This is a genomic window from Micromonospora sp. NBC_00860, assembly GCF_045207375.1.
Classification (GTDB): Bacteria; Actinomycetota; Actinomycetes; order Mycobacteriales; family Micromonosporaceae; genus Micromonospora; species Micromonospora vinacea.
Genome location: NZ_CP108825.1, coordinates 3,041,057 through 3,057,686, shown reverse-complemented (window position 1 = coordinate 3,057,686; position 16,630 = coordinate 3,041,057). Strand labels below are relative to the sequence as shown.

Genomic DNA, 16,630 nt, shown 5'->3' with positions numbered 1-16,630 from the left:
ATCCCACCCGATCGGCCGCCCCCGCGATTGACGCCGCCCAACCGGAGCGCATAACCTCTCATCTATCTGTAAACCTTGTGAACAGATGCACATCGACGCGGCGGCGCGCGTCCCGACCGAAGGGACGATCAGGTGATCGCAGAACTCTCCTCCCGTACCAGACGGATCCTGTCGTTGTTCGTCGCCCTGGTCGTCGCGGTGACCGCCGGTCTCGCGGTCAACGCCTCGCGAAGCGCGCAGGCCGCGCCGACGTTCAAGGTGCTGGCCTTCTACAACGGCACCTGGGACGCCGCGCACATCGACTTCGTCAAGGACGCCCGGGCCTGGTTCCCGCAGGCCGCCGCCCAGCACGGTTTCTCCTGGGAGGCCACCAACAACTGGGGTCTGCTGAACACCGCCAACCTGGCCCAGTACAAGGTCGTCATGTTCCTGGACGACGCGCCGCCCGCCGCCCAGCGGGGCGCGTTCCAGCAGTACATGCAGAACGGCGGGGCCTGGCTGGGCTTCCACGTCAGCGCGTGGACCGACAACCCGTCGAGCTGGAGCTGGTACTACAACACCTTCCTCGGCACCGGCTCGTTCCAGACGAACACCTGGGGACCGACCCGGGTCACCATGCGTGCCGACAACCGCACCCACGCCGCCACCCGGAACCTCCCGGCGACGTTCCCGTCGTCGATCAGCGAGTGGTACTCCTGGAGCAACGACCTGCGGCAGAACCCCAACATCGACATCCTCGCCTCGATCGACCCGTCCAGCTTCCCGGTCGGCACGGACCCCAACCAGTCCTGGTACGGCGGCTACTACCCGCTCGTCTGGAGCAACAGGCAGTACAAGATGCTCTACGCCAACTTCGGCCACAACGCGATGAACTACAGCACCAACACCGGGCTGTCCTCCACCTTCGACAGCCCGCAGCAGAACCAGCTGCTGATCGACGGGCTGCACTGGCTGGCCGGCGTCGGCACCGTCCCCCCGACCACGCCCCCGCCGACCGACGGCCCGATCTCGCCCACCGCCTGGCACACGGTGGTCAACCGGGGCAACGGCAAGTGCGTGGACGCGCGGGCCGCAGCCAGCGCGAACGGCACTGCCATCCAACAGTACACGTGCAACAGCAGCACCGCGCAGCAGTACCAGTTCGCGCCGACCAGCGGCGGGTACCTGCGGGTCAACAACCGCAACAACAGCGCCCAGGTGATCGACGTGACCGACCGGTCGACCGCCGACTCGGCACGCATCCAGCTCTGGTCCTACAGCGGCGGCAACAACCAGCAGTGGCGGGCCGAGCCCGAGGGCGGCGGGTACTACCGCCTGGTCAACCGCCTCAGCGGCAAGTGCCTCGACGTGCCGGGAGCGTCCACCGCCGACAGCGTCCAGCTCATCCAGTACACCTGCAACGGCACCGCGGCGCAGTCCTTCCGGCTGGTGCCGCAGTCATAGCTCCACTGCCGTGTCCGCGCCGGGGTGAACCGCGACTCGCCCCGGCGCGCAGCCGGCGGCGCGACCGAACCGGGCGGCGACGTCCCGGATGACGGCGCGCAGCTCCGGTGGGTCGAGCACGTCGAAGTCGACAGCCAGGGTGCCGAGGAAGGCGGCCAGATTGCCCAGCGACTCCCCACCGGTGTGCAGCAGACAGGCCCGCTCGTCGATCGCCTCCAGCAGGCCCGCCGTGCTGGGGATCCGCTGCGCCATGGTCTCGGCCGACGCGTGCAGGCGTACCCGGGCAGGGTGGGGCCAGGCCGTGGAGCCGACGCCGCGCAGCACGTGCGCCACCGCGTCGCCACCTGGCGGCTCCCGGAGCGCGAAGCGCGGGCCGGTCGGCACCCGGGGCTGGATCCGGTCGGCGCGGAAGGTCCGCCAGTCGGCCCGGTCGGTGTCCCACCCCAGCAGGTACCACCGCCGCCCGGTGTAGACCAGCCGGTACGGCTCGACGTCGCGCACGCTGACCGTGCCGTCATGGCCGGCGTAGTCGAACCGCAGTCGCTCCCGGCGGTGCACGGCGGTGGAGACGGCGGTGAGCGTGTCGGCGTCCACTGTCGGGCCACCGCCGGCGGCGGAGACGGTCGCCGAGCGCAGGGCGTCCACCCGGTGCCGCAGCCGGGACGGCAGCGACTGCTCCAGCTTGGCCAGCGCCCGCAACGAGGTCTCCTCGATGCCGGTCACCGAGCCACCCGCCGCCGCCCGCAGCCCGACAGCCACCGCCACCGCCTCGTCGTCGTCGAGCAGCAGCGGTGGCAGCGCCGACCCGGCACCGAGCCGGTAGCCGCCGGCGACCCCCGGGTGTGACTCGATCTGGTAGCCCAGCACCCGCAGCCGCTCCACGTCCGTGCGCACCGTGCGGGTGGTGACCGCGAGCCGTTCGGCCAACTCGGCGCCGGACCAGTCCCGGCGCACCTGAAGGAGAGTCAGCAACCGCAGCAGGCGCACGGAGGTCTCCACCATGCCCGCGAGTCTGCCCTACCGCCGCGTGGAGGGCGGTCCGTGGGGATATCCATTGCGGACGCGCCGGGGCCCTCCTAGTCTCGTCGGTGCAACGTCAACCGATCGAAACCGGAGGGAGTACGCCATGTCGCGACGCGTCCGCACCGCCGCCCGCTGGTGCCTGCTCCCCGCCGGCACCCCTCTGCGGACCACCGCCAAAACCCGTGCCTGCCGCCTATTGCGGCGCTACGAGCCGGGGTGGCGCGACTGACGCCGACGCTGACGCGTCCGCCGGCCGCCCATCCCATCGGGATCGGGCGGCCCTTTCGTATCCGCGCACCGCCGCTGGCGACCAAAATCTGATCATTAACGGTCACGGCACGACTGAAGGAGTCCACCATGGGATTCACCCCTCTCGCCGGTACCCGGGCACCGGTCCGGGTCTGGACCGACCCGTACGCCATCGAGCCGCAGGCCGCCAAGCAGCTGCGCAACATCGGCGCGCTGCCCTGGGTACAGGGTGTCGCCGTCATGCCCGATGTGCACTTCGGCAAGGGCGCCACGGTCGGTTCGGTGATCGCGATGCGGCAGGCCGTCTCGCCGGCAGCGGTCGGCGTCGACATCGGCTGCGGGATGTCGGCGGTCCGTACCTCGCTGACCGCCGCCGACCTGCCGGACGACCTGGCCGGTCTGCGTTCCGCGATCGAGGCCACCATTCCGGTCGGCTTCGCCCAGCGCAAGGACTCGGTCGACACGCGTCGGATCCGGGGCCTGGAGCAGGCCGGCTGGGACGACTTCTGGGGCCGGTTCGCCGGCCTGGACCGGCGGGTGGCGCAGCTGGAGACGCGGGCGCAGCGGCAGATCGGCACCCTCGGCGGGGGCAACCACTTCATCGAGGTCTGCCTGGAGCAGGGCGGCGCCGACGAGGGGCGGGTCTGGCTGATGCTGCACTCCGGGTCCCGCAACATCGGCAAGGAACTGGCCGAGCGGCACATCGGGGTGGCCCGGGGGCTGCCGCACAACGCCGACCTTCCGGACCGGGACCTCGCCGTGTTCCTCGCCGGGACGCCGGAGATGGACGCGTACCGGCGGGATCTGTGGTGGGCGCAGGAGTACGCGCGGCGCAACCGGGCAGTCATGCTGGCCCTGCTCTGCGGCGTGGTGCGCGAGCACTTCCCGCAGGTCGGCTACGACGAGCCCATCAGCTGTCACCACAACTACGTCTCCGAGGAGAGCTACGACGGGGTGGACGTGCTGGTGACCCGCAAGGGCGCCATCCGGGCCGGTCGGGGTGACCTGGGCATCATCCCCGGGTCGATGGGCACCGGGTCGTACATCGTGCGGGGGCGGGGAAACACTGACGCGTACTGCTCGGCGTCGCACGGGGCGGGGCGTCGGATGTCCCGGGCGCAGGCCAAGCGGACGTTCAGCACCGAGGACCTGGCGGCGCAGACCGCCGGGGTGGAGTGCCGCAAGGACGCTGGGGTGGTCGATGAGATCCCCGGCGCGTACAAGGACATCACCGAGGTGATGGCCCAGCAGGAGGACCTGGTCGAGGTGGTCGCGCACCTCAAGCAGGTGGTCTGCGTGAAGGGTTGAGAGGCCGCGCGGACCGGGTCACCGGCCCGCGCGGCACCGTGTCAGAAGCCGACGAAGACCCGACGCAGGTCGTCGACTGTCACCGAACCGCTCACCTGCACCCCGTCGGGGGTGTGCTGCGGGCCCAGCCGTCCGGTGGCCAGCCGCAGCCACGCCTCGGCCGGTGCCACCAGCTCCCCGTCGGGACGCTCCGGCGCGTCGACGACCTCGACCTTCTCGCCCAGCCGCAGCCCGAACGTGCGCTCCGGCGCGTGTAGCCGAACCAGCACTGTGGCCTCCCGCCCCGCCAGCTCCTGCGGTCGGCTGGTCCAGGCCAGCATGCCGCCGATCTGGTCGAGCAGCAGCGCCACCGCACCCGGCGTCACCGCCGCGAACCTGTTGAACGCCACCTCAGCGTCCCACTGGTGCAGGGCGAACTCGCTGAGCCGGAACCGGGCCGCGGTGGCCACGTCGACCGGCTCCGGCAGGAAGCCGAGGTCGATCCGCATCGAGGCCCGGGTGTCGGCGTCCAGCGCCTCGTACGCCTCGACCAGGCGCTCGTTGGTGGCGAGGAACCCGGCGGCGTGCTCGGCCGGGGACATGGCGTCCCAGCGTGCCCAGACGCCACGGTTGAAGTCCCCGTCCGGGCCGGGCGCCCCGGAACGGGCGGCGTCCAGCGTCGCCAGGTTGATCTCGGCGCCGCTGCCCAGGTGGCTCAGCACCTGGGACACCTGCCACTCGCTGGCCCCCGACGGCCGGAGCAGGTCGTCCTCCTTGAGGTCCCGTACGAGCGCGGCGAGCTCCTCGTGGCCCGCGCGCAGAGCGGTGATGATCTGGTCAGCAGGGGTCGACATGGATCTCCTCAAACGGATTTTCGACGATGGTCGGGACGTTACCGGACGTGACCGCCGGCCGGCCCACCCCAGGGTCGGGGCGCTCCGGCCGGCGGCCACGTCGGTCAGCTCAGCCCATGTGCACTGTGTTGCCGGTCGGGATGTCCTCCTTGCGGACCTTCACCAGGACCAGGGTCGCCAGTCCGGCGAGCACGATCAGCGCGGCGCCCCAGGCGAAGGCCACCCGGTAGCCGTGCACCAGCGCCTCGACCTGGTTGACCGGGTTCGGCGCCCGGCCGACCAGGTAGGCGGCGACCGCGCTGGTGTAGAAGGTGTTCAGCAGCGCGGTGCCGAGCGAGCCACCGATCTGCTGGGTGGCGTTGAGCGTCGCGCTGGCCGCCCCGGCGTCGTGTTCCGGCACCCCGACCAGGGCGAGGCTGGACAGCGGGACGAAGGTGAAGCCGAGCCCCAGGCCCAGGATGACCTGCGCGGGCAGCAGGTGGGTGAGGAACGGGGTGTCCACGTCGATCTGGGTCAGCACCAGCATGCCCAGGGCGGCGAGGGCCGAACCGGCGACCATCAGCGGCTTGGCACCCAACCGGGGCATCAGCTGGCTGGCGCCACCGGCGGCGATGAGCACACCGGCGGTGACCGGCAGGGACGCGAGACCGGCTTCGAGGGGCTTGTACTGCAACACCACCTGGAAGTAGAAGGTCAGGAAGAGGAACGCCCCGAACAGGCCGGCGCCGATCAGCGTCGAGGTGAGGAACGCCCCACCCCGGTTGCGGTCCAGCAGGATCCGCAGCGGTAGCAGCGGGTGGCTGGAGCGCAGCTCGATCACCACGAAGGCGGCGAGCAGCACCACGCCCGCGGCGATGAAACCGAGCGTCGCGGTGGCGTCCCAGCCGTCCTCGGCGGCCTTGGTGAAGCCGTACACCAGGGAGACCAGGCCGGCGGTCACCACGATCGCACCGGGTACGTCGTAGCGGGTGTTGCCGTGGGCCCGGCTCTCCGGCACCAGCGGAAGCGCGAAGGCGATGGCGATGGCAGCGACCGGGATGTTGACCAGCAGGCACCAGCGCCAGTCGGCGTACTCGGTGAGCACCCCGCCGAGCAGCAGGCCGACCGCCGATCCACCGCCGGCGATCGCGCCGTACACGGCGAAGGCCTTGGCCCGCTCGGTGGCCTCGGTGAACAGGACGGTGAGCAGCGCCAGCGCGGCCGGGGCGAGCAGCGCGCCGAAGGCACCCTGCAACGCGCGGGCGGCGAAGAGCATCTCACCGGTGGTGGCCAGACCGCCCAGGGCGGAGGCGAGCGCGAAACCGGTCATGCCGACCAGGAAGGTGCGCTTGCGCCCCCAGTAGTCGGCGATGCGACCGCCGAGCAGCAGCAGACCACCGAAGGCCAGCGTGTACGCGGTGATCACCCACTGCCGGTTCGCGTCGGTGATTCCCAGGTCGGCCTGGGCCTGCGGCAGCGCGATGTTCACGATGGTGGCGTCCAGGACGACCATCAGCTGTGAGACCGCGATGACCGCAAGCGCGATCCAGCGCCGCGGGTGCGGTGCGCCTGTCGACGTCCCGGCGTTGGGCGCGCCGGGCGCGGTCGAGGTGGTTCCGGGCATGGTGAAGCCTTCCGTGTTGCGAATATCGGTGAATCAGGCCGGAGACGGACGGTCGTGCTGATAGCGGAGGACCGGGATCAGCACCTGGTCGACGACCTGGGTGAGGAACGCGTCATCGGCGGGTAGGCCGTGCGCGACGATGCGGGACATGGTGAGCGCGGGGGCCAGATCGTGGAACAACTCCCGCTCGCCGGCCTCCGGCGGGATCTCCCCGCGGGCGGCGGCCCGGACCAGGATGGCGGTGCTGGCCACCCGCCCGGCCGGCAGCACCTGGTGACGCACCAGGCGTTCCAGCTCGGGGTTGGTCCGCATGGCGAAGGTCAACGCCTGCATCAGGTCGCAGTCGGCCGTGCAGATCGCGGCCGTGGCCCGCAGCAACTCGATCAGATCCCCGCGCAGGGAGCCGGTGTCGGGCGGGTTGTGCACACCGACGTGCCGGTCACGCAGGGCGGCGACGACCAGCTCCGCCTTGCCGTCCCAGCGTCGGTAGATGGTGGCCTTGCTGACGTGGGCGCGGGCGGCGACGGCGTCGATGGTCATCCGGTCGAAGCCGACCTCGCGCAGGGTGTCGATGACGACCGTGAACAGGGCGCTGTCGGTGCAGCGCGGACCCCGGGCTGCCGGCACCCCGGCACCCGCGCCCACCTGCTGACCACCCAGCATCCCGACCCCCCGCGAAACGATGTCGTACTGACCCTAGTTCGCGATTGGCTGATCGTGCAGGCTTTCGTGAGTTGCCTCGCACTCGGTCGACGAAACGATTGCGTTTCTAGCGGGGTCCGGCGGGTGAACGGGGTGGTCAGCCGCCCGGGGCGAGGACCACCGGCACCGCCATCGTGTTGATCCGCGCGCCGTTCTCGGCGGACACCTCGTACACCTCGACAGTGCCCTTCTGTTCCCGGACCGTGCGCCAGCCGACCACCACCCGGTAGCCACCCCGGCAGCCGCTGCCGCAACTGGCGGTGCCGAAACCGGTGGCCACCTCCCGGCCGGCGGCGTCCAGCACCCGGACACTCACAGTGGCCTCGAACACGGTGGCGGTGCCGGTGACGACGAGCGGGGCCGCGACGCGTTCGCCGGGGATCGGGCCGGTGACCACGATCGGTGGCAGCAGGTCCGTGTAGTCCGCCCGATCGACAGGGGCCGCGCCGTCGAAGCGGACCTGACGCACCGTGGGGAACTGGGTGAGCGTCCACACCACCTGCGCCTCGCACAGCCGCCGGGTGGCCGGGTCGCCGGTTGACGGCACCCGCAGCGTCGCCACGCCGTCGGCGATGCGGGTGACCTCGACGTCGTCCGACAGCACCGTGGTCATCCCGGTGGCGGCCTCGGCCGGGCTCGGCCCGGCGGCCAGTTCGGTCAGCGCCAGCCGGGACGTCGCGACAGTGGCCGGCCGGGTGCGCCGGGTCGGCACGAGCTGCCCGGCGCGGACGTACCACAGCTCGATGCTCACCGGGTCCGGCCGACGCGTGCCGGTGGACGCCGCCGCCGACGGACCCGGCGGCCGGTTCGTGGGCGATGGCGTCGGCTCGGCGGTCCGGCTCGGGGTGGGTACCGGACGGTCGGTGGTGGGTGCGCCGCTCGGCGGCGGCGCTGTGGGCGCCGGGCCCAGGTCACCGGAGCGGGGAGTGCCGCAGCCGCCGAGCAGGAGCGCCGCGACCAGCACCGGTACGACCGGCCCGACCCGGCGGCTCATCCCACACCGCCCGCCGGGCCAGCGGCAGGCCCAACCCGTCCCGGGTCGGCGTGGTCGTCCGGGCGCGGCACGTCACAGTGCGGACCGGGGGGGCCGTCGGCGGGTAGCTCCAGCCGGAACCGGGTGCCCTCGCCCGGTTCGCTGCGCACGCCCAGCGCGCCGCCGAGCAGCTCGGCGTGCTCCCGCGCGATGGCCAGCCCGAGCCCACTGCCCGGAGTGGATCGGGACCTGTCGACCTGGTGGAACCTGTCGAACACGCGGGACAGGTGCTCGGCCGGGATGCCGGGCCCCTGGTCGGTGACCTCGAAGACGACAAGCCGGCCCGCGCCCGCGACGGTGGCCGTGATCTCTCCACCGCCGTGCTCGACCGCGTTGGCGACCAGATTGGCCAGCACGCGCTCCAGCCGACGCGGATCGGTGCGCACCGTGACCGGATCACCGGTGACCCGCACCCGCGGCGACCAGCCGCGCGCAGCGACGACACCGTGCAGCAGCGCCAACGCGTCGACCGGCCCGACGGCCACCTGCTCCCGCCCGGCGTCCAGCCGGGAGATCTCCATCAGGTCCTCGACCAGCCGTCGCAGCCGGACCACGTCGCCGACCAGCAGCCGGGCCGCCGGCCGGGCGTCGTCGGGCAACTGGTCGAGGTGCTCGCGCAGCAGCGACGCCGCGGCCACCAACGCGGTCACCGGGGTACGCAGCTCGTGCGCGACGTCGGCGGTGAACCGCCGCTCGCGGGCCTGCGCGGCCGACAGCGCCGCGATCTTCGACTCCAGTGCCTCGGCCATCTCGTTGAACGTCGTCGCCCAGACGCTGAACTCGTCGCGCCCGCGTACCGGCAGACGGGTGGCGAGCAGGCCCTCGGTGAGCGCTCGGGCGGCCCGGCTGGCCCGGCCCACCGGCTCCAACGTGCGGCGGGCCAACGCGTGACCCACAGCGGCGGCGAGCAACACCACGAACACCCAGCCGGCCACCAGCGCGGTGCGCAGCTGACCCAGGTCGGTGGCGACGTCGTCCTCCACGGTCAGGACGTACAGCTCGGCCGTCGAGCCGGGGATGCGCCCGCCGATCACCAGCAGCCGAGGCCGCTCCGTCGGCGCGGAGCGCTGGTAGCCGAGCCGCCCGTCCGCGACGACGGCCCGCAGCCGGGTGCCCAGCACCGGGGCGTACGCGGGGTGTGAGGCGCGGGCCGGACCGTCGACGAGCAGCACGTGCCGACCGCTGGCCTCGAAGCTGGTGAGCAGTTCGGTGCTGCGCTGCTCGGTCAGCGGCAGGAACTGCCCAGCGAGCACGAGTTGGTAGCGGGCGTCGGCGGCCGCCTCGCGCAGCGACGCGTCCAGCCAGGACTGTCGCAGCAGCAGCCCGGTCCCGCCGGCGAGCAGACCGGCCGAGACGCCGGCGACCAGGACGAACGCGATCGTCAGCCGGCGCCGCAGGCGGCCCGGAAGCACCGCGCGTCCGGCCATCGCCGACCCCCCGTCAGCCCGTCGACAACTTGTAGCCGGCGCCGCGCACGGTCCGGATCAGCCGAGGCTGCGCCGGGTCGTCCTCGATCTTGGCGCGTAGCCGCTGCACCGCCACGTCGACCAGGCGGGAGTCGCCGAGGAAGTCGTGGTTCCAGACCAGGTCCAGCAGCAGCTCCCGGGTGAAGACCTGACCGGGTCGACGGGCCAGCTCCAGTAGCAGGCGGAACTCGGTGGCGGTGAGCGTCACCTCCCGGCCGTGCCGGCGGACCACGAAGGCACCCGGGTCGATCTCCAGGCCGTCGACCTCGAGAACTGTCGACGGGGCCGGCACGCTCACCCGGCGCAGCACCGAGCGGACCCGGGCCACCAGCTCCGGCAGGTCGAAGGGTTTACGCAGGTAGTCGTCCGCACCGCACTCCAGCCCCACCACCACGTCGATGGTGTCGGTGCGCGCGGTCAGCATCAGGATCGGCACCTGACTGGTTCGCCGGATCTCCCGGCAGACCTCCAGACCGTCCAGGCCAGGCAGCATGATGTCGAGCACGATGAGGTCGACCGGGTGAGCGCGGAACGCGGCCAGGGCCTGCCGCCCGTCCACGGCGGTGTCGACCCGGAAGCCGGCGCGGCGCAGACCGAGGGCGGTGACCTCCCGGATCGAGAAGTCGTCCTCGACCACCAGCACACGGCCGTCCATCACCCGAGGGTAGACCCGGCGCCACAGTGCGTAGTCCTGGCAGAACGGTCGACATCGGCGGCCGGCTGGCCCCCTGAGGGCACCGTCCAACCGCTACGGTCAGTGCCTTCGGCACCCCTGAAACCAGTTCATACGAAAGGGCACGACGTGCAACGTCATGGCTGCGTGATCCGACTCCGCCCCGAGCAGCGAGAGACCTACCTGCGGTTGCACGCCGCGGTCTGGCCGAGCGTCGAGAAGACGCTGCGCGAGGCGAACTTCAGTAACTACACGATCTTTCTCCACGACGACCTGCTCTTCGGCTACTACGAGTACGTCGGCGACGACTACGAGGCCGACCTGCGGCTGATCGCCGCGGACCCGCAGACGCAGGAGTGGTGGAAGCTGACCGATCCGTGTCAGGAGTCGATCGCCGAGCCCGGCTCGGGGGACTGGTGGGCCCCGATGCGCGAGGTCTGGCACCTGCCCGACGAGGCCTAGGTCGACGAGGCCCAGATCGACGAGAGGGGGAGGGTGCGAGGTGGGGAGGGTTTGACGGCTCGTTTCAGCGCGCGGGTTGGGCGAGCTGCGAGAATCGGTGGTCCGGCTCGCCCGCTATGTCCCGAAACTGTCTCGCCTTCCGTCGGAGTCGAAATTCTTCGACAAAATTCCGGGCGTGCTGTCGATTGGGATCGGTTCCGTTCGTAGCCCTGGTGAGAGCCCGGCATCGCAACGGGCCGCACACCCACTGGAGGGCACGATGACCGCCACTGCGAACACGACCCACGCCACCGCGTCGACAGTCGGTGCGGTGATCCGGACCGGTGTCGCCGCCACGGCCGCCGCGAGCGCCGCCACCATGGCCGTAGCCGCCGTCGGCCACCTGGCCGGGATCAGCCTCGAACTGGCCGGAGCCCCGATCCCCGTGACGGGGTTCGGCGTGCTGACCGCCGTCTTCTCGCTGATCGGCGTGGTCATCGCCGCGCTGCTGGCCCGTTTCGCCCGACGGCCCCGGCGCACGTTCGTCCGCACGACAGTGGTGCTGACCGTCCTGTCCCTGGTGCCGGACGTGATCGCCGACGCCGGGACGGCCACCAAGGCGCTGCTCATGCTCACCCACCTGGTCGCGGCCGCGATCGTGATCCCCGCTGTCGCGCGCCGCCTGGCCGTCTGACCTGTCGCCATCCCACCATCGAGCCACCGGAGGATCGTCATGAAGCAGTACCTGTTGTCAGTGCACTTCGTCGAGGGCGCGCCGACGCCGTCCGACGAGGAGACGCAGACCATGTTCAGGGAGACCGGCCGGATCAACGACGACATGCAGGCCGCGGGTGCCTGGGTCTTCGGCGGAGGGCTCACGTCACCGGACAGCGCCACAGTCGTCCGGGTCGACAACGGCACCGCCACCATGAGCGACGGGCCGTTCGCCGAGACCAAGGAGCACATCGCCGGGTTCTGGGTCATCAAGTGCGCGGACCTGGACGCGGCGCTGGCCTGGGCCGAGAGGTGCGCGGCGGCCTGCGGCCCGATCGAGGTGCGTCCCTTCGACGACCTGTCCCAGGCCTGACCACAGGTCTCCCGACATGGACCTGGCGAGCATCTACCGCGCGGAGTACGGCCGCTGCGTCGCCACGCTGACCCGCCTCCTCGGTGACATCAACCTCGCCGAGGAGGCGGTCCAGGACGCCTTCACCACGGCGCTGCAGAAGTGGCAGATCCCGCCGCCGAATCCGGGCGCCTGGATCGTGACCACCGCCCGCAACCGTGCCGTCGACCGGCTTCGCCGGGAGTCGACCCGCGAGGCCCGGCACGCCCAGGCCCTGCTGCTGCATCACCCCGACGAGCCACGAGAGGTGGGACCGGTGCGGGACGACCAGCTGCGACTCATCTTCACCTGCTGCCATCCGGCGCTCGCACCGGACGCCCGGACGGCCCTCACGCTGCGCCTGCTCGGCGGCCTCGACGTACCGGAGATCGCCCGGGCCTACCTGGTCCAGGAGGCGACAGTCGCCCAGCGGATCGTGCGCGCCAAGAAGAAGATCCGCGACGCCGGCATCCCCTACCGGGTACCGGCCGAACACGAGCTGCCGGACCGGTTGCCGCCGGTGCTCGCCGTGCTCTACCTGATGTTCAACGAGGGCTACGCGGCCACCGCCGGCCCGTTGATCAGAACGGACCTGTGCGGCGAGGCGATCCGGCTCGCCCGCGAACTCGCCACGTTGATGCCCGACGAGCCCGAGGTCCTGGGTCTGCTCGCCCTGCTGCTGCTGACCGAGGCGCGCCGCCCGGCCCGGCTCGACCCGAACGGCGAACTGGTGCTGCTGGCCGACCAGGACCGGTCACTGTGGAACCGGTCGCTCATCGCCGAGGGCCACGGCCTGGTCCGCCGGTGCCTGCGCCGCAACCGGCCCGGCCCGTACCAGATCCAGGCCGCGATCAGCGCTGTGCACACCGACGGCGCAACCACCGACTGGCCACAGATCCTGGCGCTGTACGACCAGCTCCACGCGCTCGCGCCAACCCCGGTCGTCGCGCTCAACCGTGCGGTCGCCGTCGCCGAGGTGCACGGACCGGCGGTGGCCCTCGCCGCGTTGGAGGACGTCGACCTCCCGGGCTATCACCGGCTGCCCGCCACCCGGGCCGAGCTGCTGGCCCGGCTCGGACGGGACGACGAGGCCCGAGCCGCCTACGACCAGGCCGCGGCCCTGGCCACCAATGAGACCGAGCGGGCCTACCTACAGAAGCGTCGCACCGAACTCACCCGTGAATGGAGAGCATCATGACCGCCACCTACACCGTCGACGTCTTTTCCAGCCTCGACGGCTTCGGAACCACCAGCGGAAACTGGGGCGGCTACTGGGGTAAGCAGGGCCCCGAACTGCTTGCGCACCGCCTGTCCGTCTACAGCGCGGAGCAGCGCATGGTCTTCGGGGCCAACACGTACCGGGTGTTCGCGCGGATGCTGGCCGCGAGCACCGAGGAGTCCGAGGTCCGCGACGCCTGGGTGACCCGGATGAGGAACCTGCCGGCGACCGTGGTGTCGAACACGCTGGAGGGCCCCCTCGACTGGCCGGACGGGACCGTCCTGCGCGGCGACGCCGTCGACGTCGTCGCCCGGCTCAAGGAGGAGTCCGACGTGCCGCTGCGATCGCACGGCAGCCTGTCGATGAACCGGGCGCTGATGGCCGCCGGGCTGGTCGACCTCGTCCAGGTGACGCTCTTCCCGGTGGTCACCGGACAGACCGGCACCGAGCCGATCTTCCAGGGCGCGGCCGACTTCGACCTGGAGCTGGTCGAGAGCCGTACCCTCGACGGCCGCACCCAGGAACTCGTCTACCGGCCGACCCTGCACGTCTGACTGAGACCCGGGTCAGTGCCCCGCCAGGCCATCCGCCCTACCCCGGGCGGACGGCCACGCGGTTCGGCCGGCTCCGATCACCACTGGTGGGCGACGTCGAGCACCACCCGGCTGTGGGTGCCGGGGCCGGCGAGTACGAGCACCCGGAACGGCAACCGGGCCCGTACTCCGACCGCGAAGGTGCTGTAGCCCTCGAAGCTGCCGCCGAAGACCACGTCGCGCAGCGTCGGGTAGCGCAGCAGGTTCGCCACGTGCTCACCGACCGCGTAGGGCACCGTGCCCAGGTGGTCGTCGTCGTACGCCGGGGCCCGCAGCGAGACCCGCAGTAGCGCGCCCCCGGCGGTGTACGGCGACAGCGCCAGCCCTTCGCCCTCGGTCCACGTCTCGCCGTAACCGATCGCGTAACCGTCGACCGGGCCGGCGAACTCGAACACCACCCGGTCGTAGCAGTCGTGCCGGCCGGTCCGTACGTCGACCAGCGGGGCGCCGCTCAGCGCGCCGGCCGTCTTCTCCGCGCTGCCCCAGGTGATCCCGCAGTACGCCGCAGTGGTCGTGGTGCCCGCGGCGGTGCTGCTGCCGGCGCTGGCGACCAGCCCGGCGAGGACGACCGCCAACGCGGTCAGTGCGCTCCTGATCCTCATGGTGTTTTCTCCGTTCGGTGTCGGGGTCACGCCGCGGCGGCGCTGCCGGTGACCCTCTGCCGCCACCGTCGTCCTACCCCGGCACAGGAGCTTCGCTGCGACGTAACCGCCGGGTAACAGCGGGTGGTCTGACCGTCAGATCGGGGACAGACGGACATCGACTCCTGTCGTAGCCTCCATTCCGGACGCTTCCCCGGCGGGTGGCCACCGTCGGGAGTTGCGCTCCGGATGCATCCGGGGTGACACGTGCGTTCAGCCACTGACGTCCGTCGCGGTGCGGGCAGTTCGCCCTCGACCATCCGACGTGCCGACGTCCATCAACGAACGAACGGGGAGGAAGGCTGTGCGTGAATCAGGCGGGCGAAGGCTCGCGACAGTACTGATGATGACGGGTGTTCTCGCCATACCGGGTGGGATCCCGTCCCAGGCCGCTGCGGCGGAGGCTCCGGTGTGCCCGACGCCGGCCACCCTGCTGGCCGGTCTGCGGGCCGACCCATTCACCGACGAGGCGGCCGGGAACCCGGCCGTCCTGGAGAGCGTGAGCTGCGCCCTGCCCTGGGCCACCGCTGTCGTTCCGGCGGAGGGCGAGTACGACGCGTCGTTCGTGCTGTTCCGCTACGAGGATGTGGCGCAGCAGTGGAAGCCGCTCAACGTCGGCTCGGGCGGGGTCTGCGACGAGTCGGTGCCGACCGAGATCACGGCCCAGCTCGACGGGTGCCAACTGAACGACCCCGGCGACGAGCTGCCCGACGACGATCCGGGTGACGAGACCGAGGATCCCTCTCAGGGCTCCGACGGTGGTCAGATGTCCGCGTCGGCCTCCTCAATCGGTGGGTCGATCACGCGAGCCGAGGTCATGCAACGCGCCCAGGGTTGGGTGGACCATCAGCCCGGCCCGTACAGCCAGCGGGCGTTCTCCTGGGACCCCACGCACACCCGCAAGTACCGGCGGGACTGCTCCGGCTACGTGGGCATGGCCTGGCACCTGAATGCCGACCCCAGCACGCACACGTTGCACCAGTTCTCCACCCAGATCAGCAAGGCGGACCTACAGGCCGGCGACATCCTCAACCTCGCCGCGAAGCACGTCGTCCTCTTCAAGAGCTGGAAGACCGACCGTCGGCACTTCACCTACTACACCTTCGGGTCGACGCCGGTGAAGATCCGGACGGCCGCGATCGACACCGGGACCATCGACAGCCACCGGGCCACCAGTTACGTGGCGCGGCGGTACACGAAGATCGTGAAATCCTCCACGCCGCCATCCCCGCCGAAGCCGGCGGGGCGCGCCGCCCCGACCGTCGCGTACGACCAGGGTGACGGCACGATGCGGATGTACCGGTGGCTGTCCGACGGTGACTCCTTCAACCGCACCAGTGACTACAACTCCGGAGCCTTCCGGCTCAGCGCCGTGGGTGACCGGATGGCGTCCGGTGACGTGGATGGTGACGGCAGGGACGACATCGTGATGGCCTACCAGCAGCCGGATGGCACGTTCTCGTACTACGTGTGGCGCAACGGCAACTCGGCTGCCCGTGTCTGGTACGACAGCGGGCCGTTCAGCCTCAGCCAGGTTGGCGGGCGCCTGGTGCTCGGTGACTTCAACGGTGACCGCAAGGCGGAACCGGCGATGGCCTACGACCAGGGTGACGGCACGATGCGGATCTACCGGTGGCTGTCCGACGGTGACTCGTTCAACCGCACCAGTGACTACGACTCGGGGCCGTTCCGGCTCAGCGCGGTCGGTGACCGGATGGCGTCCGGTGACGTGGATGGTGACGGCAGGGACGACATCGTGATGGCCTACCAGCACGGCGATGGCACGTTCTCGTACTACGTGTGGCGCAACGGCAACTCGGCAGCCAGCGTCTGGTACGACAGCGGGCCGTTCGGTCTCAGCCGGGTCGGCGGGCGCCTGGTGCTCGGTGACTTCAACGGTGACCGCAAGGCGGAACCGGCGATGGCCTACGACCAGGGTGACGGCACGATGCGGACCTACCGGTGGCTGTCCGACGGTGACTCGTTCAACCGCACCAGTGACTACGACTCCGGGGCCTTCCGGCTCAGCGTCGTCGGTGACCGGATGGCGTCCGGTGACGTGGATGGTGACGGCAGGGACGACATCGTGATGGCCTACCAGCACGGCGATGGCACGTTCTCGTACTACGTCTGGCGCAACGGCAACTTCGCCGCCCGTGTCTGGTACGACAGCGGGCCGTTCAGCCTCAGTCAGGTTGGCGGGCGCCTGGTGCTCGGCAACTGGTAGGCACTGATCCGGGCCTGCCCACGGCGCGGCCTCCGCAGAAGGAAAGCGGAGGCCGCGCCGCTGTCCGGGCG

The 16,630-nt window shown here is 71.2% G+C and carries 16 protein-coding genes; 8 read left to right on the top strand and 8 right to left on the bottom strand.

Annotation, left to right across the window (positions count from 1 at the left end; genetic code table 11):
* Window positions 1-132: 132 nt before the first annotated feature.
* Entirely contained in the window at window positions 133-1,443 is a 1,311-nt protein-coding gene (locus OH804_RS14180; protein WP_307788682.1) for an RICIN domain-containing protein, read from the top strand.
* Here OH804_RS14180 and OH804_RS14175 read toward each other — a convergent pair.
* A complete protein-coding gene (locus OH804_RS14175; protein WP_406065624.1) occupies window positions 1,438-2,445 on the bottom strand; it encodes a helix-turn-helix transcriptional regulator in 1,008 nt (335 codons plus the stop codon). The genes OH804_RS14180 and OH804_RS14175 overlap by 6 nt on opposite strands.
* A gap of 378 nt (window positions 2,446-2,823) precedes the next feature.
* Between OH804_RS14175 and OH804_RS14170 the strand changes: the two genes are divergently transcribed.
* The gene (locus OH804_RS14170; protein ID WP_091406679.1) at window positions 2,824-4,023 is read left to right on the top strand and encodes an RtcB family protein; all 1,200 of its coding nucleotides are present in this window, start codon (window positions 2,824-2,826) and stop codon (window positions 4,021-4,023) included.
* A 41-nt stretch (window positions 4,024-4,064) separates the two neighbouring features.
* Here the strand turns inward: OH804_RS14170 and OH804_RS14165 are convergent, their stop codons facing one another.
* The 6 genes from OH804_RS14165 to OH804_RS14140 all read right to left on the bottom strand — a co-directional run bounded on the left by OH804_RS14165 (window position 4,065) and on the right by OH804_RS14140 (window position 10,315).
* On the bottom strand, window positions 4,065-4,856 hold the full coding sequence (locus OH804_RS14165) for a maleylpyruvate isomerase family mycothiol-dependent enzyme (RefSeq protein ID WP_406065622.1): 792 nt from the start codon (window positions 4,854-4,856) through the stop codon (window positions 4,065-4,067).
* A gap of 109 nt (window positions 4,857-4,965) precedes the next feature.
* Window positions 4,966-6,459: an MFS transporter gene (locus OH804_RS14160; protein WP_196922667.1), complete on the bottom strand. Its 1,494-nt coding sequence runs from the start codon at window positions 6,457-6,459 to the stop codon at window positions 4,966-4,968.
* Between the two features lie 33 nt (window positions 6,460-6,492).
* On the bottom strand, window positions 6,493-7,122 hold the full coding sequence (locus OH804_RS14155) for a TetR/AcrR family transcriptional regulator (protein WP_196922668.1): 630 nt from the start codon (window positions 7,120-7,122) through the stop codon (window positions 6,493-6,495).
* 136 nt (window positions 7,123-7,258) lie between these two features.
* Entirely contained in the window at window positions 7,259-8,155 is an 897-nt protein-coding gene (locus tag OH804_RS14150; RefSeq protein ID WP_406065619.1) for a Gmad2 immunoglobulin-like domain-containing protein, read from the bottom strand.
* Window positions 8,152-9,621 (bottom strand): ATP-binding protein, encoded by a 1,470-nt coding sequence (locus tag OH804_RS14145; protein ID WP_406065617.1) that lies wholly within the window; start codon window positions 9,619-9,621, stop codon window positions 8,152-8,154. Before OH804_RS14145 ends, OH804_RS14150 begins: the two co-directional genes overlap by 4 nt.
* Window positions 9,622-9,634: 13 nt before the next feature.
* Window positions 9,635-10,315 (bottom strand): response regulator transcription factor, encoded by a 681-nt coding sequence (locus OH804_RS14140; RefSeq protein WP_196922671.1) that lies wholly within the window; start codon window positions 10,313-10,315, stop codon window positions 9,635-9,637.
* A 165-nt stretch (window positions 10,316-10,480) separates the two neighbouring features.
* Between OH804_RS14140 and OH804_RS14135 the strand changes: the two genes are divergently transcribed.
* The 5 genes from OH804_RS14135 (at window position 10,481) to OH804_RS14115 (ending at window position 13,652) form a co-directional block, all read left to right on the top strand.
* Window positions 10,481-10,795 carry an L-rhamnose mutarotase gene (locus OH804_RS14135; protein WP_307788683.1) on the top strand — a complete coding sequence of 105 codons (315 nt, stop codon included), beginning with the start codon at window positions 10,481-10,483 and terminating at the stop codon, window positions 10,793-10,795.
* Between the two features lie 259 nt (window positions 10,796-11,054).
* Complete coding sequence (locus tag OH804_RS14130; protein WP_196922673.1) at window positions 11,055-11,468, top strand: DUF6069 family protein; 414 nt, start codon at window positions 11,055-11,057, stop codon at window positions 11,466-11,468.
* A 39-nt stretch (window positions 11,469-11,507) separates the two neighbouring features.
* Complete coding sequence (locus OH804_RS14125; RefSeq protein WP_406065614.1) at window positions 11,508-11,861, top strand: YciI family protein; 354 nt, start codon at window positions 11,508-11,510, stop codon at window positions 11,859-11,861.
* 16 nt (window positions 11,862-11,877) lie between these two features.
* On the top strand, window positions 11,878-13,077 hold the full coding sequence (locus tag OH804_RS14120) for an RNA polymerase sigma factor (RefSeq protein ID WP_406065612.1): 1,200 nt from the start codon (window positions 11,878-11,880) through the stop codon (window positions 13,075-13,077).
* On the top strand, window positions 13,074-13,652 hold the full coding sequence (locus tag OH804_RS14115) for a dihydrofolate reductase family protein (RefSeq protein ID WP_196922676.1): 579 nt from the start codon (window positions 13,074-13,076) through the stop codon (window positions 13,650-13,652). The genes OH804_RS14120 and OH804_RS14115 overlap by 4 nt, the downstream gene beginning before the upstream one ends.
* Window positions 13,653-13,729: 77 nt before the next feature.
* On the opposite strand, the gene OH804_RS14110 is transcribed toward OH804_RS14115, so the two are convergent.
* Entirely contained in the window at window positions 13,730-14,293 is a 564-nt protein-coding gene (locus OH804_RS14110) for a hypothetical protein (RefSeq protein ID WP_196922677.1), read from the bottom strand.
* Window positions 14,294-14,678: 385 nt separating this feature from the next.
* Here OH804_RS14110 and OH804_RS14105 point away from each other — a divergent pair, with 385 nt between their 5' ends.
* The gene (locus OH804_RS14105; protein ID WP_406065609.1) at window positions 14,679-16,559 is read left to right on the top strand and encodes an FG-GAP-like repeat-containing protein; all 1,881 of its coding nucleotides are present in this window, start codon (window positions 14,679-14,681) and stop codon (window positions 16,557-16,559) included.
* Window positions 16,560-16,630: the final 71 nt, after the last annotated feature.